The organism is Streptomyces sp. PA03-6a (assembly GCF_033792765.1).
Taxonomy (GTDB): Bacteria; Actinomycetota; Actinomycetes; order Streptomycetales; family Streptomycetaceae; genus Actinacidiphila.
Window position 1 is genome coordinate 1 of record NZ_JARAVK010000037.1, and the last position, 22,587, is coordinate 22,587.

General features: G+C 73.1%; 16 protein-coding genes. 9 read left to right on the forward strand and 7 right to left on the reverse strand.

The window, feature by feature from the left end:
• Nucleotides 1-216: 216 nt before the first annotated feature.
• Both PV350_RS12020 and PV350_RS12025 read right to left on the reverse strand, forming a co-directional pair.
• The gene (locus PV350_RS12020; protein ID WP_500333642.1) at nucleotides 217-1,305 is read right to left on the reverse strand and encodes a mandelate racemase/muconate lactonizing enzyme family protein; all 1,089 of its coding nucleotides are present in this window, start codon (nucleotides 1,303-1,305) and stop codon (nucleotides 217-219) included.
• 46 nt (nucleotides 1,306-1,351) lie between these two features.
• A complete protein-coding gene (locus tag PV350_RS12025) occupies nucleotides 1,352-2,506 on the reverse strand; it encodes an ROK family protein (protein ID WP_499515787.1) in 1,155 nt (384 codons plus the stop codon).
• Between the two features lie 422 nt (nucleotides 2,507-2,928).
• Between PV350_RS12025 and PV350_RS12030 the strand changes: the two genes are divergently transcribed.
• The 7 genes from PV350_RS12030 (at nucleotide 2,929) to PV350_RS12060 (ending at nucleotide 14,141) form a co-directional block, all read left to right on the forward strand.
• Nucleotides 2,929-5,004, forward strand: coding sequence for an alpha-galactosidase D (locus PV350_RS12030; RefSeq protein WP_500333644.1), 2,076 nt, complete (start codon nucleotides 2,929-2,931; stop codon nucleotides 5,002-5,004).
• A gap of 76 nt (nucleotides 5,005-5,080) precedes the next feature.
• Nucleotides 5,081-6,124, forward strand: coding sequence for a carbohydrate ABC transporter permease (locus PV350_RS12035; protein ID WP_500333646.1), 1,044 nt, complete (start codon nucleotides 5,081-5,083; stop codon nucleotides 6,122-6,124).
• Nucleotides 6,125-6,135: 11 nt separating this feature from the next.
• A complete protein-coding gene (locus tag PV350_RS12040) occupies nucleotides 6,136-7,062 on the forward strand; it encodes a carbohydrate ABC transporter permease (RefSeq protein WP_499515789.1) in 927 nt (308 codons plus the stop codon).
• A gap of 28 nt (nucleotides 7,063-7,090) precedes the next feature.
• Nucleotides 7,091-9,514: a glycoside hydrolase family 95 protein gene (locus tag PV350_RS12045; protein ID WP_500333648.1), complete on the forward strand. Its 2,424-nt coding sequence runs from the start codon at nucleotides 7,091-7,093 to the stop codon at nucleotides 9,512-9,514.
• Nucleotides 9,508-10,521: an acetylxylan esterase gene (locus PV350_RS12050; protein ID WP_500333650.1), complete on the forward strand. Its 1,014-nt coding sequence runs from the start codon at nucleotides 9,508-9,510 to the stop codon at nucleotides 10,519-10,521. The genes PV350_RS12045 and PV350_RS12050 overlap by 7 nt, the downstream gene beginning before the upstream one ends.
• Nucleotides 10,518-11,870, forward strand: a complete 1,353-nt coding sequence (locus tag PV350_RS12055) for an ABC transporter substrate-binding protein (protein ID WP_500333652.1) — start codon at nucleotides 10,518-10,520, stop codon at nucleotides 11,868-11,870. Before PV350_RS12050 ends, PV350_RS12055 begins: the two co-directional genes overlap by 4 nt.
• A 90-nt stretch (nucleotides 11,871-11,960) precedes the next feature.
• Complete coding sequence (locus tag PV350_RS12060; RefSeq protein ID WP_499515793.1) at nucleotides 11,961-14,141, forward strand: alpha-galactosidase; 2,181 nt, start codon at nucleotides 11,961-11,963, stop codon at nucleotides 14,139-14,141.
• A gap of 48 nt (nucleotides 14,142-14,189) precedes the next feature.
• On the opposite strand, the gene PV350_RS12065 is transcribed toward PV350_RS12060, so the two are convergent.
• The 4 genes from PV350_RS12065 to PV350_RS12080 all read right to left on the reverse strand — a co-directional run bounded on the left by PV350_RS12065 (nucleotide 14,190) and on the right by PV350_RS12080 (nucleotide 20,464).
• Nucleotides 14,190-14,825, reverse strand: a complete 636-nt coding sequence (locus PV350_RS12065; protein ID WP_499515794.1) for a DUF7003 family protein — start codon at nucleotides 14,823-14,825, stop codon at nucleotides 14,190-14,192.
• Between the two features lie 79 nt (nucleotides 14,826-14,904).
• Nucleotides 14,905-15,534, reverse strand: a complete 630-nt coding sequence (locus PV350_RS12070) for a hypothetical protein (RefSeq protein ID WP_500333654.1) — start codon at nucleotides 15,532-15,534, stop codon at nucleotides 14,905-14,907.
• Nucleotides 15,535-15,729: 195 nt separating this feature from the next.
• Nucleotides 15,730-16,503, reverse strand: coding sequence for a hypothetical protein (locus tag PV350_RS12075; protein ID WP_500333656.1), 774 nt, complete (start codon nucleotides 16,501-16,503; stop codon nucleotides 15,730-15,732).
• Nucleotides 16,504-16,696: 193 nt separating this feature from the next.
• Nucleotides 16,697-20,464, reverse strand: a complete 3,768-nt coding sequence (locus PV350_RS12080) for a S8 family serine peptidase (protein ID WP_500333658.1) — start codon at nucleotides 20,462-20,464, stop codon at nucleotides 16,697-16,699.
• Between the two features lie 433 nt (nucleotides 20,465-20,897).
• Between PV350_RS12080 and PV350_RS12085 the strand changes: the two genes are divergently transcribed.
• On the forward strand, nucleotides 20,898-21,170 hold the full coding sequence (locus PV350_RS12085; protein ID WP_500333660.1) for a calcium-binding protein: 273 nt from the start codon (nucleotides 20,898-20,900) through the stop codon (nucleotides 21,168-21,170).
• Nucleotides 21,171-21,264: 94 nt separating this feature from the next.
• On the opposite strand, the gene PV350_RS12090 is transcribed toward PV350_RS12085, so the two are convergent.
• A complete protein-coding gene (locus PV350_RS12090; protein ID WP_499515799.1) occupies nucleotides 21,265-21,915 on the reverse strand; it encodes a TetR/AcrR family transcriptional regulator in 651 nt (216 codons plus the stop codon).
• A gap of 106 nt (nucleotides 21,916-22,021) precedes the next feature.
• Between PV350_RS12090 and PV350_RS12095 the strand changes: the two genes are divergently transcribed.
• The gene (locus PV350_RS12095) at nucleotides 22,022-22,582 is read left to right on the forward strand and encodes an NAD(P)H-dependent oxidoreductase (protein WP_499515800.1); all 561 of its coding nucleotides are present in this window, start codon (nucleotides 22,022-22,024) and stop codon (nucleotides 22,580-22,582) included.
• Nucleotides 22,583-22,587 lie beyond the last annotated feature (5 nt).

The following is a 22,587-nucleotide window of genomic DNA, read 5'->3' on the forward strand; positions in this document are numbered from 1 at the left end:
CTGCGGGGGAGGCCGTGCGGGCGGGCTGCGGCGATGGGTGAGGCCGGGTGCCGGAGGTACGGCCGGCCGAACGGTCGCGCTCGCCTGACGCCGTGACCGGTGCCGGGACGGCACTGCCGGTGCGGGGCCGTGCGGGCGGGCTGCGGCGATGGGTGAGGCCGAAGGTGGGCCGGGCCGAACGCGGCTTCGGCCGGTGCTTTCGGCAGCCCGGCCCGGTCACGCCACCCGCAGGTCCTCGATGGCGTCCTCGTCCCAGTCGATGCCGAGCCCCGGGGTCTCGGGCGGCACCACGTGGCCGTCGACGACCGTCAGGGGGGTGCGGGTGATGGCGTCGAGCTGCGGGATGTGCTCGACGTACATGCCCGGGGGCACCGCGCAGGCCAGGCTCGTGTGGAGTTCCATCAGGAAGTGCGGGGCCACCTGGACGTTGAAGGCCTCCGCGGTGTGCGCCGCCTTCAGCCACGGGGTGATCCCGCCGACGCGCGCCACGTCGACCTGGACGATGCCCGCCGCGCCCGCGGCCAGGTACTCGGCGAACCGGCCCACCCCGTAGAGCGACTCGCCGACCGCGACCGGGATCGAGGTCGACGCGGCCAGCCGGACGTGCCCGGCCAGGTCGTCCGCGGGCAGCGGTTCCTCGAACCAGGCGAGGTCGTACGGCTCGTACGCGCGCGCCCGGCGGATCGCCTCGGCGCCCGTCATCGACTGGTTCGCGTCCACCATGATCACCCAGTCCGCTCCGACCGCGGCGCGGACCGCCGCCAGCCGTTCCACGTCCTCGCCCACCGTGGGCTTGCCGACCTTGACCTTCGCGCCGCGCAGCCCGCGTTCCTTCGCCCGCAGCGCCCCGGCGGCGAGTTCGTCGGGCGTCAGGTGCAGCCAGCCGCCCTCGGTGTCGTAGAGCGGCAGCCGCTCGTGCGCGCCGCCCGCGAGCCGCCAGAGGGGTTCGCCGGCGCGCAGGCACCGCAGGTCCCACAGGGCCGTGTCGACCGCGGCCAGCGCGAGGGAGGTGATGGCCCCGACCGAGGTGGCCCGGGTGACCGACAGCAGCCGCTGCCACAGCGCCTCGACGGAGCGGGCGTCGGCGCCCGTGAGCAGCGGCACCAGGTGGTCGCGGAGCAGGGCGAGCACCGAACTGCCGCCCGTGCCGATGGTGTACGCGTACCCCGTGCCCGTGAGGCCGTCGTCCGTGGTGAGGGAGACCAGGACCGTCTCCTGGCGGACGAAGGTCTGCAGGGCGTCGGTGCGCAGCACCTCGGGTTCGAGGAAGACCATGCGGCACTCGGCCTTCGTGATCCGGCTCATGACGGCCACCAGCCTTCCGGAGGAGGGGGGTTCACACAGGGGGAGGTCACTTCGCGGGGGCGAAGACCCGCTGCGCGGCGACGGCCGCGCCGCCGCGCGCCCACTCCTCGAAGGGCAGCGGACGCACGACGAGGTCGCAGTCGGCCGCGGCCCCGAAGGCGTGGTCGGCGAAGGTCTGCCGGATCTGGTCGGCGAACAGGTCGTACGAGGCCACGCCCTCGCCGGAGATGATGATGCGTTCCGGGCCGATGAGGTTGGCCACCGACGCCATCGCCAGACCCATCACGTGCCCGGCGCGGGAGAAGACCGCGCGGACGGCGGCGTTGTCGTTGTGCGCCAGCCGTACGGCCTCCTCCATCGTCAGCGCGGGGTCGCCGGTGGCCTGCCGGGCCTGCTCGGTGATGGCGTGCGTGGAGGCCACGGTCTCCACGCACCCGGTGTTGCCGCAGGTGCAGGTGCGGTCGGTGCCGCCGACGGGCAGGTGCCCCACCTCGCCGGACACCCCGTGGGCCCCCGACACCACCCGGCCGCCGATGGACAGCCCGCAGCCGATGCCCGCGCCCACCGTGACCAGGGCGAACGAGGACAGCCCCACCCCGGCGCCGAACCACTGCTCGGCGACGGTCAACGCGCGCACGTCGTTCTCGATCACCGTCGGGATGCCGGACGCCGACTCGACCAGCTGCGCGAGCGGGACGCGGCGCCAGTCGAGGAACGGCGAGTACTGCACGGTGCCGGTCTGCCCGTCCACGTCGCCGGAGATCGTGACGCCGACGCTGTGGACGGCGTCGTCCCCCTCCGCACCCGCGGCGGCGCGCAACTGCCCGATGAGCCGGGAGATCGCCAGCACCACGGTCCCCACGTCGCGGGAGTCCAGCGCGGCGCGCCGGGAGGCCAGCGGCCGGGCGGTCAGGTCGGTGAGCACGCCGATGAGTTCGTCGCCGGTCACCTTCACGCCGACGAACCGCGCGCGGTCGGCGCGGACGGCCATCGGCGTCGCGGGACGGCCGCTGGCCCGCTCCCCTTGCGGCCTGCCGAGTTCGGTGATCCAGCCGTCCGCCAGCAGGGGAGTGGCGGCCTTGGTCACCGCGCCCGCCGACAGGCCCGTGCGCCGCCCGATCTCGGCCCGGGTGAGGGGGCCGTGGACGAGCAGGGTCTGGAAGACCAGGACGGCGGCGGGGGGCTGGTCGGCAAGGCTCATGGCCGGACCATACCTTTCCAAGGGAAAGTAAGGAAGGGGCCCACTCATCCCATCTTTGGGTGCGGAGGTTCGGGCTCCGGTGAAGATTTTCCGGCGAAGACCGCAGCTTGGTGCAGCAGACATCGGATTTTTGCCGCTGGATATGTTGACGCTGGAAGGAAACCCTGGCTACATTCGCCGCACTCCTCGCCCGGAGCGGACGAAGCGCCCCCCGCCGAGGAGCGCGACCGGAGCCTCCCCCCGGTCGCAGCACGCCCGCCCTCGGTGGTGTTCCGGGACGACCGCCACCGAGGACGCCCCCTGCCTCCCGTACCCCCTGCCCACTCGAAGCGGACGCCGTCGCGCCGGGATGGAGTGCCCCCATGGCTCGTTCAGCTGTACTCGCACGTCTCAGATGGCCCGTGCCGCGTCGGCCCGGCGGCATGCGCAGGGCCGCCCTGCCCGCGCTCGCCGCCACCGCGCTCGCCACGGCCCTCGCCGTACCCGCTGCCGCGTCGCCCGCCGCGCCCGTGTCCTCCGCCTCCGCCGCGTCCCCGGCGGAGGCCGCCGGCTCCCAGGCCGCCCCCGTGGTGGCCGCCAAGCCCTACATGGGGTGGAGCAGCTGGAGCCTGGAGTCGACCAACTTCCCCGGCTACGGCGGGTCCTGGCTCACCGAGCCCCATGTGCTGCAGCAGGCCGACATCCTGGCCTCCAAGCTGAAGCGGCACGGCTACGAGTACGTCAACGTCGACGCCGGCTGGAACGTCGGCAGCGAGACGAACAAGAGCCTCTCCGACGAGTACGGCCGCCCCGTCGCGGACCCCGTGAAGTTCCCGCACGGCATGAAGTGGCTCGGCGACCAACTGCACGCCAAGGGCCTGAAGTTCGGGCTCTACCTGGCGGTCGGCCTGTACATCGACACGTACAACGACGGCAGGACGCCGATCCACGGCGCGCCGGGGTGCACGACCAAGGACATCGTCTACCCCGACCTGCGCAAGACCAGCGGCTGGGACAACGTCTCCTACCAGCTGAACTTCGCCAGCCCGTGCACCGAGAAGTACATCCAGTCCGTCGCCGACCAACTGGCGGGCTGGGGCGTGGACTTCCTGAAGATGGACGGTGTCGGCCCCGGCTCCAACCAGGGCGACGCGGCGCACGACAACGTGCCCGACGTCACGACCTGGCACGCCGCGCTGCAGCGGACCGGCCGCCCCATCCAGTTCATCCTCTCCTGGTCGCTCAGCCACGACAAGGCCGACGTCTGGAAGGAGAACTCCAACGGCTGGCGGGTGGACACCGACGTCGAGTGCTACTGCGACACCCTGGTGACCTGGAACAACTCGGTCAAGCAGCGGTGGAACGACGTCGTCCCCTGGATCGACGACGCCGGGCCGGGGCACTGGAACAACCTCGACTCCCTCGACGTCGGCGCCGGCCCGCTCGACGGCCTCAACGAGGTCGAGCGGCAGAGCCACATGACGCTCTGGGCCATCGAGAGCGCCCCGCTCTACATCGGCGACGACCTCACCAAGCTCGACCCGTACGGCCTGTCGTTGCTCACCAACGACGAGGTCATCGCCGTCGACCAGGCCGGCAACCCGGCCAAGCCGCTCAGCCAGGACAGCCCGCAGCAGGTCTGGTACGCCCGCAACGCCGACGGCAGCTACACGGTGGCCCTGTTCAACCTCGGCAAGGGCTACTCCGACGTGACCGCCGACTGGAGCGAGCTGGGCATCAGCGGCAAGCCCGCCGTCCGTGACCTGTGGAGCCGCAAGAACCTCGGCAAGGTCGCCGACGGCTTCACCGACAACCTGCCGCCGCACGGCTCCCGGCTGCTGCGCGTCACCCCGGCGAACGTCACCGGAAAGCCCGGTGTCCCGCTCGGCGTGCACGCCACCGCCTCCACGGCCGGCAGCGTCTCGCTCACCTGGGACGCGGTGAACACCGGTACCGCCACCACCGGTTACGACGTGTACGCGGGCACCGCCAAGGTCGCCACGGTGGACGGCACCTCCGCCACCGTCACCGGGCTGCAGGCCGCCACCGGCTACGCCTTCACCGTGGTCGCCCGCGACGCCCGGGGCCGTACGTCCGCGCCGAGCAACGCCGTCCCCCTCACCACCCCCGCGGCCGACGGGCCCACCTCCTACGAGGCCGAGGCGTCCGGCAACCCCCGCACCGGCAACGCGAGCGTCAGCGACTGCTCCCGCTGCTCCGGCGGCAAGAAGGTCGGCAACCTGGGCGGCGACGCCTCCGTGACGATCAAGGACGTGACGGCGCCGAAGGACGGCACCTACCTGATGGAGGTGGACTTCACCGACGGCTCCTCGGGGCGCACGGCCGTGGTCACCGTCAACGGCACCGCCTTCCAGCTCCCGCTGCACGGCGGCAACGACAACGACTGGGGCCGCCCGCGGTCGGTCACCGTGCCCGTCCACCTGAAGGCCGGGGCCAACACGATCGCCTTCGGCAACCCGTCCGACTACGTCTCCGACGTCGACCGGATCACCGTCTGACCGACGGCCGGTCCGGCATCGGGACACCGTCCCACCCATCCACCCGTCCGACCCGACGCACGCAAAGGAGAGTGCCGTGGTGGTCACATCGCAGGACAACCACACGACGCCGGTGGCACCACCGTCCGGCGCAGCCGGCGCGGGGGCCACCACGGCCTCTTCCACCCCGGGGACCCGCGGGCCGCTGAAGGCCCGCAAGCACACCGGCGGCCGCAGGCCCGGGCGCGTGACCGCGACCCGGTCCGCGGCGGCCAGGCGGCGGGACCTGCCGGTCGCGCTGCTGCTGATCCTGCCCGCGGTGGTGGGGTTCGCGATCTTCTACGCCTACCCGACCCTGCGCGGCATCTACCTCGGCTTCACCGAGTTCCACGTCCTCACACCGCCGCGCTGGGTGGGACTGGCCAACTTCCACGAGATGTTCGGCGACGGGGTCTTCTGGCACTCCCTCCTGGTCACCCTCTGGTTCGTGGTCCTGTCCGTCGTCTTCGGCACCCTGATCTCCCTGGTGACCGCGGTCGTGCTGCACCGCGTCACCGACTCCTCGATGCTGCGCGGCGTGATGCTGCTGCCCTTCCTCATCTCCAACGTCATCGCCGCCCTGGTGTGGCAGTGGATGCTCGACCCGCACCTCGGCGTCATCAACATCGTGCTCGACCACGTCATCGGCCACCCGGTCCTCTTCTTCGGCAGCGGTCCGTGGGCCATCCCCTCGCTCGCCGCCATCAGCGTCTGGAAGTGGATGGGCTACTACTCCCTGCTGATCTTCGCGGGGCTGCAGACCATCCCGTCCACCATCTACGAGGCCGGCCGGGTGGACGGCGCGAGCGAGTTCCAGATGTTCCGCCGGCTGACCGTGCCGCTGCTGCGGCCGATCCTCGTGATGGTGGTCGTCCTGACGGTGATCAACGCCTTCCAGGTCTTCGACATCGTCGCCGTCACGACCAGGGGCGGCCCCGCCAACGCCTCGAACGTGCTGCAGATGTACATCTACGACAAGGCCTTCCGCCAGTTCGACTTCGGCTACGCCGCGACCATGTCGCTGGCCCTGTTCGCCCTGCTCATCACGGTCACCTTCACCCAACTCCGGCTCGCGCGGGCCGACGAATCCGACCTGAACTGAAGGAGGCCCCGATGACGGTCACCCTGGCACCCCGTACGAAGACCGTGCGGCGCCCCCGCACCCGCAAGGCGACCCCCGGCCGGATCGTGGCCTGGGCCTACCTCGGCCTCGTGTCGCTGATCACCCTCTTCCCCTTCTACTGGATCGTGCGCACCGCGCTGTCCAACAACTACCGGCTGGCCACCGACCCCTCCTCGCCGCTGCCCGTCGGCTTCACCTTCGGCGCCTTCAAACGGGCGCTGGGCCTGGCATCCATCGCGGAGGCGCAGGCCCAGGGCGGCTCGGGCGCGTCCCTCGACATCGCCCTGTACCTGCGCAACTCGCTGATCTACGCGTCGGTGCAGACCGTGCTCATCGTGCTGTTCTCCTCCTGTGCGGCCTACGCCTTCTCCCGGCTGCACTGGCGCGGCCGCAACCTGGTGTTCGGCATCCTCATCAGTGCGCTGATGGTGCCGAGCGTCTTCACGCTGCTGCCGAACTTCGTGTTCATCAAGGACGTCGGCCTCACCAACACCTTCGCCGGTCTCATCCTCCCCGGCGGGCTCTTCCAGGCGTTCACGGTGTTCTTCCTGCGGCAGTTCATGCTCGGCCTGAGCAGCGAGATCGAGGAGGCCGCGATCATCGACGGCGCGGGACCGCTGCGGATCCTCTACCGCATCATCCTGCCGATGTCGGCGGCGCCGATCGCCACCGTGTCGCTGCTGATGTTCGTCAACGCATGGAACGACTACATGTGGCCGCTGCTGGTCACCAACGACGCCAGTGTGCAGCCGCTGACACTCGCCCTCGGCGTCTTCAAGCAGTCCTCGCCGCAGGCCGCCCCCGACTGGGCCGGGCTGATGGCCGCCTCCCTGATCGCGGCGCTGCCGATGCTGCTGCTCTTCCTCGCCTTCGGCAAGCGGATCGTCAACTCCATCGGCTTCTCCGGGCTCAAGTGACCGCGCACGCGCACCAGGACGGCACCCCATGAACTCCACTGACCTGCTGCTCGGCTGGCCCGCGCCCGCGGCCGACTGGAACGAGGCCGCTCCGGTCGGCAACGGCCGGCTCGGCGCGATGGTCTTCGGCGGCACCCACCGTGCCCGGATCCAGATCAACGACTCCACCGTGTGGTCCGGCACCCCCGGCGGACCGGCGAAGGCGCTCGCCGACGTCGTCGCCGCCGGCGCCGGCCCGCGGCGGCTCGCGGAGGTCCGCGAGGCGCTCCGCGCCGGCGACCCGTACCGCGCCGAGGAACTCCTGATGGCCTTCGAAGGCCCGTACAGCCAGGAGTACCTGCCCTACGCCGACCTGTGGCTGACGGTGTCCGGGGCGCAGGACGCGACGTACCGGGGCCGCACCCTCAACCTCGACAGCGGGATCGCCGAGGACGCCTTCGACCTGCCCTCCGGGACCTCGGTCCGCCGCCGGACCTGGGCCGGCGCCGCCGACGGGACCCTGTGCACCGACCTGGCCGCGCGGGGCGGCACGGTGGACCTGCGCCTGGAACTGACCACCCCCCTGCGGGAGGTGCACCGCACCGCCGGCCCCGAAGGGGTCGTCCTCGGCGTGGAGATCCCCGTCGACGGGGCACCCGCCCACGAACCGGACGTACCGGAGCCGCTGCGGTACGCGGACGGCCCCGTCGACGGCTACGACCCCTTCGGCGCGGTCGCCCTGCGCGTGGCCACCGACGGGGAGGTCACCGCCGACGGCGGAGCCCTCCGCGTCACCGGCGCCACCCGGCTCCTCGCGGTCGTGGCGAGCTCCACCGAGGCGCTGCGCCACTGGCGGGGCCTGGACGCCCCCGCCGACCGCGCCGCCCACCTCGGCTCCGCAGCGGACAGCGCCGCCCGGGCCGCGGAACGCGGCACCGAGAACCTGCTCAAGGCCCACGAGAGCGACCTGCGCGCACTCCTCGGCGGCACCTCGCTGCGCATCGGACCGCGCCGCTCGGGCACCCACGACGTCGCCCGCGACATCCTCTCCGGCGACGACGAACTCCTCACCGCGACCGTGCTGTTCCAGCTCGGCCGCTACCTCCTGGCCTCCGCCTCCCGCCCGCACGCCGGCCCGCCCGCCAACCTCCAGGGCATCTGGAACGCCGACCTGCGCCCGGCCTGGTCGTCCAACTACACCATCAACATCAACACCCAGATGAACTACTGGGGCGCGGAGGCCGCCGGCCTCGGCCCCTGCCACGAGCCGTTGTTCGACCTCCTGGACCGCGTGGCCGGACACGGCAGGGACGTCGCCGAGCAGCTGTACGGCGCCCGCGGCTGGGTCGCCCACCACAACACCGACATGTGGGGCTGGGCCCTGCCCGTCGGCATGGGCCACGGCGCCGCGTCCTGGGCGATCTGGCAGATGGGCGGTGCCTGGCTGGCCCAGCACCTGTGGGACCACTGGGAGTTCACCCAGGACACCGCCTTCCTGCGCGAACGCGCCTGGCCGCTGCTCAGCGGCTGCGCCGAGTTCCTGCTCGACTGGCTGGTGGACGACGGCACCGGCCGGCTGGACACCCTCCCCTCCACCTCGCCCGAGAACCACTACCTCACCCCCGACGGCTCCATGGCCTCGCTCACCCGCTCCTCCGCGATGGACATGGCACTCACCCGGGCCGTCCTCGAACGCACCGCGCGCACCGCCGCGCTCCTCGGCATCGACACCCCGCTGAGCGGCCGCATCGCCGACGCGCTGCCGAAGCTGCACCCGCCGCGGACCGCCGCGGGCGGCTGGCTGCAGGAGTGGGCCGACGACCTCCCCGAACAGGACCCCCGGCACCGCCACCTGTCCCAGATGGTCACCGTCCACCCGCTCGGCCAGGTCGACCCGGACCGCACCCCGGAACTCGCCGCCGCCGCGACGGCCCTGCTGGACCGCCGCGGACCCGGCGCGATGGGCTGGTCCTGGGCGTGGAAGATCGCCCTGCGCGCCCGGCTGCGCGACGCCGCCACGGCCCGCTCGCTCCTCCTGGAGGCGACCCGCCCGTTCGACGGCGACCCGGACACCGACGCGCCCGTCGACGGCTCGGAGTGGGGCGGACTGCTCCCGAACCTGTTCTCCACCCACCCTCCGTTCCAGATCGACGGGAACTACGGCTTCATGGCCGCGCTCACCGAGATGGTGCTGCAGAGCCACGACGGCACCGTCCACCTGCTTCCCGCGCTCCCGGCGCAGTGGCCCGACGGCGAGGCCGCCGACCTGCGCTGCCGCGGCGGCCTGGCCGCCGACTTCGCCTGGCGCGACGGCGCCCTCACCTCCGTGACGCTGCGCCGGCACGCCGGGGACGACGCCGAGCCCGTGACGGTCCGTCACCGCGACCGCGCCGTCCGGGTACGCGTCGCCACCGGCACCGCCGTCACCCTCGACGCCGACCTCACCCCGTGCGGGGAGGCCCGGCCGTGCTGACCGAGAACGACGTCCCCGAACTGTGGGCCTACCGCAGCAGCTACCGCGAGCCCGCCGACTTCGACGCCTTCTGGAAGGACACCCTGGACGCCGCCCGCGTCCACGAGCCCCGGCTGGAGCTCACCCCGGTCGACACCGACCTGGAGACCGTGGACGTCTTCGACGCGGTGTTCCCCGGCTTCGGGGGCCATCCGGTGCACGGCTGGCTGCGGCTGCCGCGCCACCGCAGCGGCCCCCTGCCCGCGGTCGTGCAGTTCCACGGCTACGGCAGCGGACGCGGGGCCCCCGTCGAGGACCTGCTGTGGGCCTCCGCGGGGTACGCCCACCTGCTGGTGGACACCCGCGGCCAAGGCGGCGCCTGGGCGGGCGGCGGCGCCACCGGCGACCCGGTCGGCAGCGGCCCCTCGCACCCCGGGTTCCTCACCCGCGGCATCGAGGACAAGGACACCTACGTCTACCGCCGCGTCTTCACCGACGCCGTCCGCGCCGTCGAGGCCCTGCACACCTCGCCGCACGCCGACCCCGACCGCGTGGCGGTGACCGGACCCAGCCAGGGCGGCGGCATCGCCCTGGCGGTCGCGGGACTCCTGCCGGGACTGCGCGCCGCGCACTTCCAGGCGCCGTTCCTGTGCGACGTCCGGCAGGCCACCCGGCTCACCGGCGAGCAGCCGTACGCGGAGCTGATCGGCTACCTCGGCGCCCGCCGGGACCGGGTCGAACAGACCTTCCGGACCCTCGGCTACTTCGACGGCCTCGCCTTCGCCCGCCGTGCCACCGCGCCCGCCTGGTTCTCCGCCGGACTGCGCGACGAGGTCTGCCCGCCGGCCACCACCCTCGCCGCCTACCACCTCTACGGCGGGCCCAAGCAGATGCGGCTGTGGGAGTTCAACGGCCACGACGCCGGCGGCCCCGAGGACCTGGTCCTCGCCCTGAGCGTGTTCCGCGCGCTCCTCAAGACGTCGTCCCACCACCCTCACCAGGAACCGTCCCGAAAGAAGGAATCATGAGAATTCGCAGAGTCGTCGCGCTGGGGGCCACGCTCACCCTCGCCGCGGTGCTGTCCGCCTGCTCCTCCGGCTCGGACTCCGCGGGCGGCGGTTCGCAGACCGTCAACTGGTGGACCTGGGACGACAAGCAGGCCGCCGCGTACAAGACCTGCGCCACGGACTTCGAGAAGGCCAACCCCGGCACGACCGTCAAGATCTCGCAGTACAACGTCGACGACTACTTCACCAAGCTGACCGCCGGCTTCGTCGCGGGCAACGCCCCCGACGCCTTCCAGAACAGCGTCCAGTTCTTCCAGGCCTACGCCGGCCAGCACCAGCTGCTGGCGATGGACGACTTCATCGCCAAGGAAAAGTTCGACCTGTCCCGCTTCTCCGTCGGGGTGAACGCCTGGAAGTTCACCGACGGCAAGCAGTACGCGCTGCCGCTGGACTGGGCCGCGGCCGGCCTCTACTACGACCAGGACGCCCTGGCCAAGGCGGGCTACAGCAAGAGCGACGTCGACTCCGTGACGTGGAACCCCGACGACGGCGGCGAGTTCGGCAAGATGATCGCCCACCTCACCGTCGACGAGAAGGGGCGTCGCGGCGACCAGCCCGGTTTCGACAAGGCCCACGTCAAGACCTTCGGCTTCGGCCAGATCGCGGCCAAGGACTTCATCGGCCAGACCTCCTGGAGCCCGTTCGCCTCCAGCACCGGGTGGCGGCTCGGCGACAAGGAGAGCTGGCCGACGGTCTTCAACTACGGCGACCCGCGCCTGGTGAAGACGCTCAACTGGGCCCGCTCCCTGACGGAGAAGGGGTACGCGCCGAAGATCGGCGAGTTCACCTCCAGCGTCAGCGACGTCGACCTGCTCTCCTCCCACAAGGTGGCGATGGAGATGGGCGGCTCCTGGTCCGCCTCCACCTTCGCCAAGATCCCCGGCGTCAAGACCGGCGTCGCGGCGCCCCCGTACGGCCCCGACGGCAAGACCCGCGCGGTGATGAGCAACTCCAACGGCAACAACATCTGGGCGGGCACCAAGAACCCCGAGCTGGCCTGGAAGTGGGTGTCCTACATGGGCTCCGAGGACTGCCAGTCCAAGGCCGCCCGCACCGGCACGTTCTTCCCGTCGATCCCCGCCTCCATGGACGCCGCGACGAAGGCCCTGGCCGGTGACGGCGTCGACCTGTCGGTCTTCACCAGCATGCTGAAGGACAAGGTCCTCTACCCGTCCCCGGTCTACGGCAACGGCGCCGCGGTGCAGGACGCCCTGAACCCGCTGTTCGAGGCCTACTTCGCCGGACAGAAGGACGACTCCGTCTTCGCGGACATGCAGGACCAGAGCAAGACCCTCCTCGCGAAGAACTGAGCCACCGGCAGCGAACCGAGCCCCCGCCGCCGGACGGCCCCGACCCCGGGGCCGTCCGGCGGCGGGGCACACCGAAAGGACTCCCCCCTCATGGCAGACACCACCGCGCGGATCGTCCCGCTGCGCGCGGCCGGCACCGCGTTCGTCGTCGAACTCACCGAGCCGGTGCCCAGGGTCCTCCACTGGGGGGCCGACCTCGGCCCGCTGTCCGCCGACGACCTCGCCGCCCTCAGCCTGACCGCCGAGCCCGCCGTCCTCAACAACTCCCCCGACACCCCGCGCCGCTTCACCGTGTGGCCCACCGAGGCGGACGGCTGGGCCGGCACCCCCGCGCACCACGGGCACCTCGACGGCGGTGCCGCCGCCCCCCGCCTGGTCACGACGGGCACCGCCGTCCGCCAGGACGCCGAGGGCGGCGAACTGGCCGTCTCCCTCACCGACGCCGCGGCGGGGCTCGACATCACGATCACCTACCGGCTGCAGCCCTCCGGAGTGCTCGCCGTCCACAGCGAGATCACCCGGCAGCGGACGGCGGACCCGGCCCCGTACGACCTCGCGCAGGTCACCGCGCTGCTCCCGCTGCCCCGGCGGGCGGGCGAGATCCTCGACTTCACCGGCAAGTGGAGCCGGGAACGCTCCCCGCAACGCCGCCCCCTCGCCCACGGCACGTACGCCCGCGAGGTCCGGCGGGGCAAGCCCGGCCTGGACTCGCCCTACCTCGTGGCCGTCGGCGTGCCCGGGTTCGGCTTCCGCGAGGGCGAGGTGTGGGGCCTGCACGTCGCCTGGAGCGGCGACCAGCGCTACCTCGTCGAGCAACTGCCCGAGGGCGCCGGCGTCCACGCCGCCGTGCTCGGCGGCGGCGAACTGCTGCGCGCCGGCGAGGTCCGGCTCGCGCCCGGCGACACCCACCGCACCCCCGTGTGCCACTACGCCTGGTCCGGCACCGGGCTCGACGGCCTCGCCGACCGCTTCCACACCCTGCTCCGGGACCGCCCGGGTCACCCGCGCCGCGCGCGCCCGGTCATCCTGAACAGCTGGGAGGCGGTCTACTTCGACCACGACCCGGAACGCCTCCTGCGGCTCGCCGACCGCGCGGCCGAGGTCGGCGTGGAACGCTTCGTCCTGGACGACGGCTGGTTCCGCGGCCGCCGCTCCGACCGCGCGGGGCTCGGCGACTGGAGGGTCGACCGGGAGGTGTGGCCCGCCGGGCTGGCGCCGCTCGCCGACCACGTGCGTTCCCTGGGCATGGAGTTCGGCCTGTGGGTCGAACCCGAGATGGTCAACCTCGACTCGGACCTGGCCCGCGAGCACCCCGACTGGGTCCTCGCCCCCGCCCGCGGCGCCGGCCCGTCGGCCCGCCACCAGCACGTCCTCGACCTCTCCCACCCCGGCGTCGTCACCTACCTGCTGGGGGCGCTGGACGCCCTGATCGAGGAGTACGGCATCGCCTACCTCAAGTGGGACCACAACCGCGAGGTGCACGAGGCCGTGGGCGGCCCGGCCGACCGCCCGGTGGCGCACGCCCAGGTCGAGGCGCTCTACCTGCTGCTGGACACCCTCAGGCGGCGCCACCCGGCCCTGGAGATCGAGAGCTGCGCCAGCGGCGGCGGCCGCGTCGACCTCGGCGTCCTCGCCAGGACCGACCGGGTGTGGGCCTCCGACTGCAACGACCCCGTGGAACGGCAGTCCATCCAGCGCTGGACGGGCCAGCTGCTGCCCCCCGAACTGGTCGGCGCCCACGTGGGCCCCACCCCCAGCCACACCACCGCACGCGTCGGCTCTGACACCTTCCGCCTGGCCACCGCGCTCTTCGGCCACCCCGGCATCGAACAGGACATCACCCGCTGCACCCCGGAGGAACTGGCCCGGCTCACCGCGTGGACGGCCCTGTACCGGGAACTGCGCCCGCTGCTGCACGGAGGGCGCACCGTCCGCGCCGACCTCCCGGGGGACGCGACGCTGCTGCACGGCGTCGTCGCCCACGACGCCACGGCCGCGCTCTACTGCTGGGCCCGCGTGGCGACCTCCCCCGAGGGCCAGTCCGGCCGGGTACCGCTGCCCGGCCTCGCCCCCGCCCTCCGCTACCGCGTGCGCGTCCGCACCGACCTCGGCCTGCCGTCCTTCCACCAGACGAGCGGCCCGGCCTGGCTCACCGAGGCGATCGACGACCGCCTCGCCCTCCCCGGCACGCTGCTCACCGCCGCCGGACTGCCGATGCCGCAACTCAACCCCGAGCAGGCCCTCCTGATCGAGGTACGGCAGGCCGACTGAACGGGCCTGCGCCCCGGCCCGCCGTGCCGGCCCGGTGCCGTCGGCGCCCTACAGCGTTCCGGCGTCGGGCCAGTGGGACCAGTGGGTGTTGGGGGGAAGCGTCGGCCGGTAGCGGGACGGGTCGCCGGAGTCCAGGACCTCGGCCATCATCCGGAACGCCTCGCACCCTGCGGGCATGACGTCCCCCAAGTCCTCCGGCTGGTGCCATTCGTCCAGCCGCAGCAGCACCGGCAGGTCGTCGGGAACACCGGTGTGCAGTTCGGCGTCGTCGGCCAGCAAGAGCGCGCGGTGCGCGGGCGCCAGCAGCCGGAACACCTCCTCCAGTGGTGTTCCGGCGGGGGCGGCGACCGGAAGTGCCTGCCCGCGCACCATCACCGGAACCCCTCCGGCGTACACCTCGTCGTCGCCGAGGGTGATTTCCTCCATGTTGTCCACCCGGTCGAGGAACTCGCCGAACCCCGGCTCGCCACGGGTCAGGCAGTTGCCGAACCGGTGCACGACGTCGGTGAGGTTGCCGGCACGCGGGCAGTACCCCAGCAGTTCGGCCACCATCGCCCACCGAGTCGAGTCGCCGAACAGGTGGATCCGGGCGTCGACCGGGTGGTAGTAGCCGTTCAACAGGTCGGGGAACGTGGACTGATCCGAGCACAGGTCGAACTGCCCGAGGATGGACGAGGTGGTCATCACCCGGTACACCGTAGGGCCGGGCACCGACGGTGGCGCGAGGGGGCCGACCGAGGCGGGCGACGCGCCGCCGGTCCCCCTACTCCTCCTCGGGGTCCCCGGGGGCCGTGGCCTGACGGCCGAGCCAGTACAGGGCCGTGTCCACGTCGCGGGCGGTCCAGCCGGCCGCGTCGGGGCCGGAGCGGACGAGGAGGTCGTCGAGGAGGTCCATGTAGCGGCCGTAACGGCCGGGCGCCGGCGTCAGCTGGTAGCCCAGCCGCTCCAGGCCGAACTGCGCGCGGCGGTCGTAGACGGCCATCCGGTCCGGCGCGGCGGCCGTGAGCAGCGCCGAGGCCAGTGCGTCGCCGTGGCGGCAGCCGGGCAGGCCGAGCAGGGCCTTGCGGCCCTGGCGGGCGGCCGCGCCGCGCGGGGCGTCCTGGTCGCGGACCGCGTGCACGGCCTCGGCGGTGACGGTCCGGACCTCCGCGTCGCGCAGGTTCATGAGCTCGACCACCCACGCGGTGCTCGCCTGGAGCCGCTTCCACACCACCAGCGCGGCGATGTCGGTCTTGCCCAGGCTGCCGGTGTCCCGGGCGCGCTCCGCGACCTCCGTCAGCACCTCGTCGTACGCGGCCGGGACCGCGGCGTGGTACGCCGCGCGGGCGGCGGACAGGGTGGACCAGACTCCGTCGGGGAGCGGGGTGAGGGCGGCGGTCGCAGATGCGTTCATGGACCGATGGTGACCCGACTCGGCCCGCTCCGCGTGCACTTGGCCGCTTGTGATCGGTTCGGTGCGATGTGTCGCCAGGATGGATCAGATCCAGCCAGGGGCGCCGGCCGCAGCGCCCCACCACGGCGTCCCGTCCGGCCGCGGCGCCACCGGTGACGACGCGACCGCACACGACGGTGCCGGCGGGCAGCCGGATCAGGGACGCACGGTTCCCGGCCCCGGGACCCCGCCCGGCAGACCCTTCGGCGCCGGTGGGGTGCCGTCCTCCGTCGTCCCGCGCAGGGCGGACACGGCGAAGGCCACCGCCGAGGCCAGCAGCGCCAGTGCCAGCGGCCCCCAGACCGCCGGGATCGACCACATCGGCCAGTCGCTGGCCGACTGCACCCAGAGCGTCACGATCGCCGTGCCGCCCATGGCGACGCCGTGCCACCGCACGGCCTTCGCCGCGTTCGCGTGGCGCGGCCCCGGCGCGAAGAGCGACCACAGCGCCCCGACGAGCCCCACCAGGCCGAACGAGAGGCCGGCGAGCGCGCCGCCGAGGCGGTCCTCGGGCCACTCCAGAGGCCCGTCGCTCGTCTCCTGCCGCGTCCCCGCGGCGTTCCGCACCTCGACGACCTGCCCCCGCCAGATCAGGCCGACGACCTTGTCGCCCGGCTCCAACTGAGACAGCACGGGACCGGGCCAACGGAAGGTAAGATGCCACGGTTTGCCGGACGGCAGCGACAACTCCGCCTCGGGCGACTCCCGCTTACCGCTGTGCGTGTCCACCGACCGCACCGTGAACGACTGCTCCCACCGGCAGTCCGACACCTCGACGGGCACGGAGACGCACGGCGGCGCCGCACGGAACTCCCGTTCCCGCTGCAGCGCACCGCGCGTCAGGAAGACCATCGCCACCCCTATGGCCAGCGCCGCCAGGGCGATCAGCAGCCATATCCCGGCCGGTGACTTCCGTTCCGCCGATCCCACTGCGTCTCCCCACCCCCGTGCGACCCCCGCGTGCCCATCCGACCACGCCGTGCCGTAGGCCGCTCAGGCCCGCGACCGGCAGCGTGGGACGCGCAGGATTGCCGGGTCAGGGCAACGAGGGAGCTCCGGGGCGGAGGCGACGCGGCCGGCCCCTCCGTGCGGAGGGACCGGCCGCGCTTCGTGCGGACGCGGATCAGGCCAGACCGGTCGCCCGGATCACCGTCTGCGTCACCGTGTCGCCCCGCTTGTCCGAGGCACGCACGCGCAGCGACAGGAACTCGGCCCGCCGCGGCGCGTCCAGACGGACCCGGGCGGCGCCGTCGTCCGCGCCGCGCAGCGCGAGCTTGTGCCACGTCCGGCCGTCGTCGTACGAGACCTCCACCGCGTCGGTGCTGACCCGCCCGGCCGACGCACCCGGCAACGGGGAAGCGCTGACCGTGAGTTCGGCGTCGCGTCGCGCGGCGCCGCCCGCGTCGGTGCGGATCCCGTAGTCGAGCTGCAGCAGCGGGAGCACCTGCGGGTCCTCCGTGCGCGGCGTCGCGGAGGTGAAGCCCCACTCGGTGCGGGTCGCGGTCGAGTACGGGTACCCCTCCGTCCGCTCGGTGGACGTCACCAGCCGGTACCGGCCCGAGGCCGCGGGGACGTCCCCGCCCAGCCAGCCGCCCTCGGTGCGGGTGACCAGATCGCCGCCCCGGTAGAGCTCGTTCACCTGGGAGGTGGTGCCCGGCCCGACCACACCCGCGTGGTCGCGGCCGCCGTCGCCCCAGGCCGGGATGGTCACGTCGAGCGCGTCACCGCTGCGCCGGGGCAGCCACTGGCTCTCGTTGAGGCGCGGGTGCTCGACGGGGCCGAACCACTGGACGTCGGTGGTGCGTCCCGCCGGGTAGTCGACCAGCCCGGAGAACTGGATGGAGCGGATGCCGTTGGCGGCCTCCTCCATCCAGGTCGCCTCACCGGCCGGGGTGACCCAGTCGGTGCGCTCGGCGCCCGCCGTCGACAGCCGGGTGCCGCCGACCTTGACGCCGAGGTAGGGCTGGATGTCGTAGCGGAACTCGTCGACCTCCGTGCCGGGTTCGTTGCGGAAGCCGACGTCGACCCTGGCCAGGCGGTGCTCGGCGGGCGCGTAGGTCTGCGTCTGCGGGATCGTGCCGTGCCAGGTGTGCACCAGGTCGTACAGGTAGTCCGTCTCTGCGTGGCCCACGACGCGCATCGGCACCGAGCCGGTACGGCTGTCCTGGATACGGCCGATCAGGGTCTCGCCCTCGGTCCGGGAGATGCCCGCGATGACCAGGTCGGTGCGGCGGACGGGCTCCCGCAGCCGGCCGTTCTGGTCGTTCACCACGACCAGCAGCGCGACGCCGGCCTTCTGGGCGGCGGTGAACTGGTCGTCGGCCGCCGCGGCGGCGACCCGGTCGTCGTCGTCCGCCACGAAACGGACCACCGCCACCTTGCCCTTGGCGCCAGCGGCCGCGTACTCCGCCGCGGTGCCGTTGCCCGCGAACACGGCGGGCAGGTTCCTGGCGCCCTCGGCCGGGCGCCCGGAACCGGGCTGGAGCCACAGGTCGTCGAAGACCTGCTCGCCGGAGGACAGGGCCAGCAGCGGCTGCTGCATGCGCCAGCGCACCGTGTACGCCAGGTCGCCCCCGGAGGCCTTCGGCATGGGCAGCGCCCACACGCTGTCGAAGCCGTCGCCGACGGTCGCGGTGTCGGTGATCGCCGGGGAGCCGTCCTTGAAGGACTGGCTGAAGTCCATGCGGATGTCGCTGTCCGTGGACGTCTTCGGCGTGACGACCTGGGTCCTGCGCAGCTTCGTCCCGTCCAGCGTCGCGTCGGTGTCGGCGTCCGCGACCACGACGCCGGTACGGGCCAGCAGCGCCCGGCCGAAGGAGGACTCGCCGTGGACGCCGCGGACGGCGCCCCAGGTCCAGACGGTGTACGTGCCCGGCGGGACGACGGTGTCCAGCACGCCGTCGAGGTCGGTGTAGAGGGCCTGGGCGAACTCGTCACCCTTGCGCTGGTACATCACCAGGCCGACCAGCGGGTCGCCGGCGCGGTCGGTGACGTGGACGCGCAGGTGGTGGTACTCGTCCCGGGTGCTGACCGCGAGGAGGGTGCGCGTGACGGCCTTGCCGCCGACGACGCCCTCGACGTGCCCGGTGAAGCGGGATCCCGCGGGGGCCCGGTCGAGCGTGGTGGTCACGGTGGTGGACGCGGTGCCATGGGCGGGCACGGTGAGTTGACGGTCCGTCACGGCGAACAGGCCCTCGGGTGCCCCCGGCGCGTCCACCCGCGGGGTCACGGTCACCGCGGTGTCACCGGAGTTGGCCCACTCCACGGTACGGGTGACGGTCCCGCCGGAAGCGCCGCCCGGGGGGTGGATGCCGGCGTCGGCGGTGGCGGTGGCCACGAGGGTGGCGCCGGTGGCGGCCACCGCGTCCACGCGTCCGTTGCCGCCGGAGTCCGCGGGGATGTCCGGGGTCGCGACGGACGTGGAGACCAGGGCGTCCTTGATCCGGGCCCCGTTCCAGTCCGGGTGCTTGGCCGCCACCAGGGCGGCGACGCCCGCGACGTGCGGGGTGGCCATCGAGGTGCCGCTGAGGGTGGCGTACGAGCCCGTCCCGAAGGGTGCCCACTGGGAGCGAGCCGCCAGGATGTCGACACCGGGGGCGGTGATCTCCGGCTTCATCGCGTCGTCCCGGAAGCGGGGGCCGCGACTGGAGAAGTCGGCGATGGCGTCGGAGGAGTCGACGGCGCCGACGGTGAGCGCGGCGTCGGCGGCGCCGGGCGCGGCCACGGTGCCCTCGTACGGGCCGGCGTTGCCGGCGGCTATGGTGAACAACGCGCCCGTCTCGGCGCTGAGTTCGTTGACCGCCTGGCTCATCGGGTCGGTGCCGTCGGTGGGCTGGTCGCTGCCGAGGCTCATGCTGACCACGCGGGCCTTGGCCTCACGCGCGGCCCACTCCATGCCGCTGATGATCCAGGAGTCGGAACCGCTGCCCGCGTTGCTGAGGACCTTGCCCACGTGCAGCCGCACGCCGGGGGCGACGCCCTTCTCCTTGCCGCCGGACGCGGCGCCGTTGCCCGCGATGGTGGACGCCACGTGGGTGCCGTGGCCGTGGTGGTCGTCGACGTCCTCGCCGGGCACGAAGCTGCGGGAGTCGGCGACGACGCCGTCGAGGTCGGGGTGGCCGGTGTCGTAACCGGTGTCGAGGACGGCGACGTCCACGCCCTGGCCGGTGTCGCCCCCGGCCCACACCTCGGGGGCGCCGATCTGGGCGACGCTGTCGGCGAGGTCGGCCTTGACCTTGCCGTCGAGCCACACCTTGCGTACGCCGCCGGACAGGGCGGGGCCGCTCGCCGTGGCCTTCGCGGCCGCCTGCGGGGTGGCCCGGCCGGTCAGGTCGGCCCAGAACTCCGCCGCCTGGTCGTGGTCCTGGGTGGTGGCGGTGCTGTCGATGCTGGTCAGCGCACGTGCGCCGGTGGCCCCTTCGGGGAGGGACGGCGCCGCCAGCTTCCGCCGGGCGTCGGAGGAGTAGGTCAGGATGACGGGAAGGCCCTTGGAGCGGTCGTCGTCGTAACCGTCGGCGATGAGCCGCGTGACGTTGAAGAGGTCGGTGTCGAGGAGTCCGGTCGCCACGTACCGCTCGGCGGCGAACGGGTAGACGTAGGTGTCGCCGTTCTGCGTGGTGACGCGGGCGTCCGCGCGGTGGCCGCCGGGGCCCTGCACGGTGACGGAGGCACGGCCGTCGCCACCCGGCGTGACGGTGACCCGGTCGCCGGTGATGAGGGTGACGGTGCGCGGGCTGGAGCCCGAGTGGGCCCGGCCGGTCACGACCACGTCGTCCGTCGAGGAGGAGGGGGTGGCGTGGTCACTGGCAGACGCCGGTGGGATCGCCATCAGCATTGCCGCGACACCCGCGACGATCGGCAGGCCGTTTCGGCCCGGGAAGAGCGGTCTCACAGGGGATCCTTCACGTTAGATCCATCCAATGTCCGCCGCATGCTAGCGAGTTAAACGATTCAACGGGCCGGGAAACGAGAGGAGCACAGCGGCGTCTTTCCGCCCGCTGTCGGGATCACGACAGGGTGGGACCCCCGGCCGCCGGCGCCGTGAAGGGCGCGGTGGCGAACGCCGTCCGCGCGTGCCGATAACTCCTTCTCGACGTAGCACGGTTCATGGCGGCCGATCTCGAGACCGTGATCCGTGGACGCCCCGTTCCGCGGTCTCGCGGTGCCGCTCCACCGCCTGCGCCGGGCTGCCGCCCGGGCTGTGCGGTGGCCGCCACCGGCTCCGCGGCCGGGTGCGTGCGGGAGGCCCTCGTGCCAGGGGTGGCGGCGTGTCCGTGGGGCCACGGACGGCCCAGCGAGCGGATCGGCCGAAGGTCGCCGACCTCGTGCGTAGTTACGACTCTCCCGACGGCCGCGGCGGCGACGACCTGATCTGCGGCGGAGCCGGCAACGACACGCTGACCGGCGGGGCCGGCAACGACCGCATCGAAGGCGGTGACGGAAACGACGCCCTGACCGGCGGTGACGGCGACGACGCCCTCTTCGGTGACGCCGGCAACGACGCCCTCTCCGGCGGTCCCGGCATCAACACCAACGACGGCGGACCCGGCACCGATGCCTGCGTCAACCCGGCCACCGGTCCCGGCTGCAATCCCTGACCGCTCACCGGCCCGCCGTCACGGCGGCGGGCCGGACGTACGCGCGGAGCGCCCGGGCGCCGCACCGCGGCCCGGGTGACGTCCGGCGACGGCGCTACCGCGGTGTGCCGAGGCGGTCGACGAGGTCGTGCCAGCCGGCGTCCAGCCGCTCGATGGGCATGCCCCGGGCCGTGAGCAGGTACTCCACGAGCACGGTGTCGAGGTAGGCCTGCAGCGTGTGCCCGGTCAGTTCGACGTCGCCGGGGGCGCCCGCCTGCCGGAGCAGCAGGGTCAGGTGCGTGAGCCTGAGCTGGTACGACGGGTTGAAGCGGCGGCTCTGCTCCCGGCGCGCGGCGAGGTACAGGTCGCGGTGGGCGTGCTCGTGGCGCATCACGGCGGGACCGAAGGCGCGCAGCCGCTCCAGCGGCGGGGCGTCCGGTCCCAGGGGCGGCGGACCGGTGAGGAAGGCCGCCTGGATCTGCTGCTCGATGTGGTCGATCAGCGCGAGCATCAGCCCCGTGCGGTCGCCGAAACGCCGGAAGACCGTCCCTTTGCCGACCTCGGCCGCGGCGGCGACGGCCTCCATGGTCACGTTCGCCGCTCCGTGCTCGGCGGCGAGTTCGGCCGCGACCTCCAGCAGACGCCTGCGGTTCCGTGCGGCGTCGGCACGCAGCCGTGGTGGCTCGCCCGCCGGTGTGAGGGTGAGGCCCGCGGGTCCGGCGGAGGCGTCGCGCACGGGGAGGACGGCGCGGTGCGGCTCGGTCATGGCCACAGCGTAGCGGTGGGAATAGAAGTGGACCGCGGTCCGTTTGCCTGGTACAACATGTAACCGGACCACGGTCCGCTTTCAGTTCCTAGCAGGGAGATCGCCCATGTCCGTCCGCATCCTCGCCCTCGTCGGCAGCCTCCGCGCCGGTTCGCACAACCGCCAGCTCGCCGAGGCCGCCGTCAAGCACGCTCCCGAGGGCGTCGAGATCACGCTCTACGAGGGTCTGGCGGAGGTCCCCTTCTACAACGAGGACATCGACGTCGAGGGTGCGGTGCCCGAGGCCGCCGCCCGTCTGCGCGCCACCGCCGGCGCCGTCGACGCGTTCCTGCTGTTCTCGCCCGAGTACAACGGCACCATCCCGGCCGTCCTCAAGAACGCCATCGACTGGCTGTCCCGCCCGCACGGTGCCGGCGCCCTGTCCGGCAAGCCGGTCGCCGTGGTCGGCACCGCCTACGGCCAGTACGGCGGCGTGTGGGCCCAGGACGAGGCCCGCAAGGCCGCGGGCATCGCCGGTGCCTCCGTCCTCACGGACGCCAAGCTCTCCATCCCCGGCTCCGTGACCCGCTTCGCGCAGACGCACCCGGCGGACGACTCCGAGGTCGTCGAGGGGCTGACCCAGGTCATCGAGCAGCTGTCCCAGGCCGGTGCCGGCGTCGCCGCCTGAGCCCC

What these genes read in the sequence shown, in the direction of transcription:
- PV350_RS12020 (WP_500333642.1), bottom strand. Translation starts at nt 1,305, where the DNA reads ATGAGCCGGATCACGAAGGCCGAGTGCCGCATGGTCTTCCTCGAACCC.
- PV350_RS12025 (WP_499515787.1), bottom strand. Translation starts at nt 2,506, where the DNA reads ATGAGCCTTGCCGACCAGCCCCCCGCCGCCGTCCTGGTCTTCCAGACC.
- PV350_RS12030 (WP_500333644.1), top strand. Translation starts at nt 2,929, where the DNA reads ATGCGCAGGGCCGCCCTGCCCGCGCTCGCCGCCACCGCGCTCGCCACG.
- PV350_RS12040 (WP_499515789.1), top strand. Translation starts at nt 6,136, where the DNA reads ATGACGGTCACCCTGGCACCCCGTACGAAGACCGTGCGGCGCCCCCGC.
- PV350_RS12045 (WP_500333648.1), top strand. Translation starts at nt 7,091, where the DNA reads ATGAACTCCACTGACCTGCTGCTCGGCTGGCCCGCGCCCGCGGCCGAC.
- PV350_RS12055 (WP_500333652.1), top strand. Translation starts at nt 10,518, where the DNA reads ATGAGAATTCGCAGAGTCGTCGCGCTGGGGGCCACGCTCACCCTCGCC.
- PV350_RS12060 (WP_499515793.1), top strand. Translation starts at nt 11,961, where the DNA reads ATGGCAGACACCACCGCGCGGATCGTCCCGCTGCGCGCGGCCGGCACC.
- PV350_RS12065 (WP_499515794.1), bottom strand. Translation starts at nt 14,825, where the DNA reads ATGACCACCTCGTCCATCCTCGGGCAGTTCGACCTGTGCTCGGATCAG.
- PV350_RS12070 (WP_500333654.1), bottom strand. Translation starts at nt 15,534, where the DNA reads ATGAACGCATCTGCGACCGCCGCCCTCACCCCGCTCCCCGACGGAGTC.
- PV350_RS12090 (WP_499515799.1), bottom strand. Translation starts at nt 21,915, where the DNA reads ATGACCGAGCCGCACCGCGCCGTCCTCCCCGTGCGCGACGCCTCCGCC.
- PV350_RS12095 (WP_499515800.1), top strand. Translation starts at nt 22,022, where the DNA reads ATGTCCGTCCGCATCCTCGCCCTCGTCGGCAGCCTCCGCGCCGGTTCG.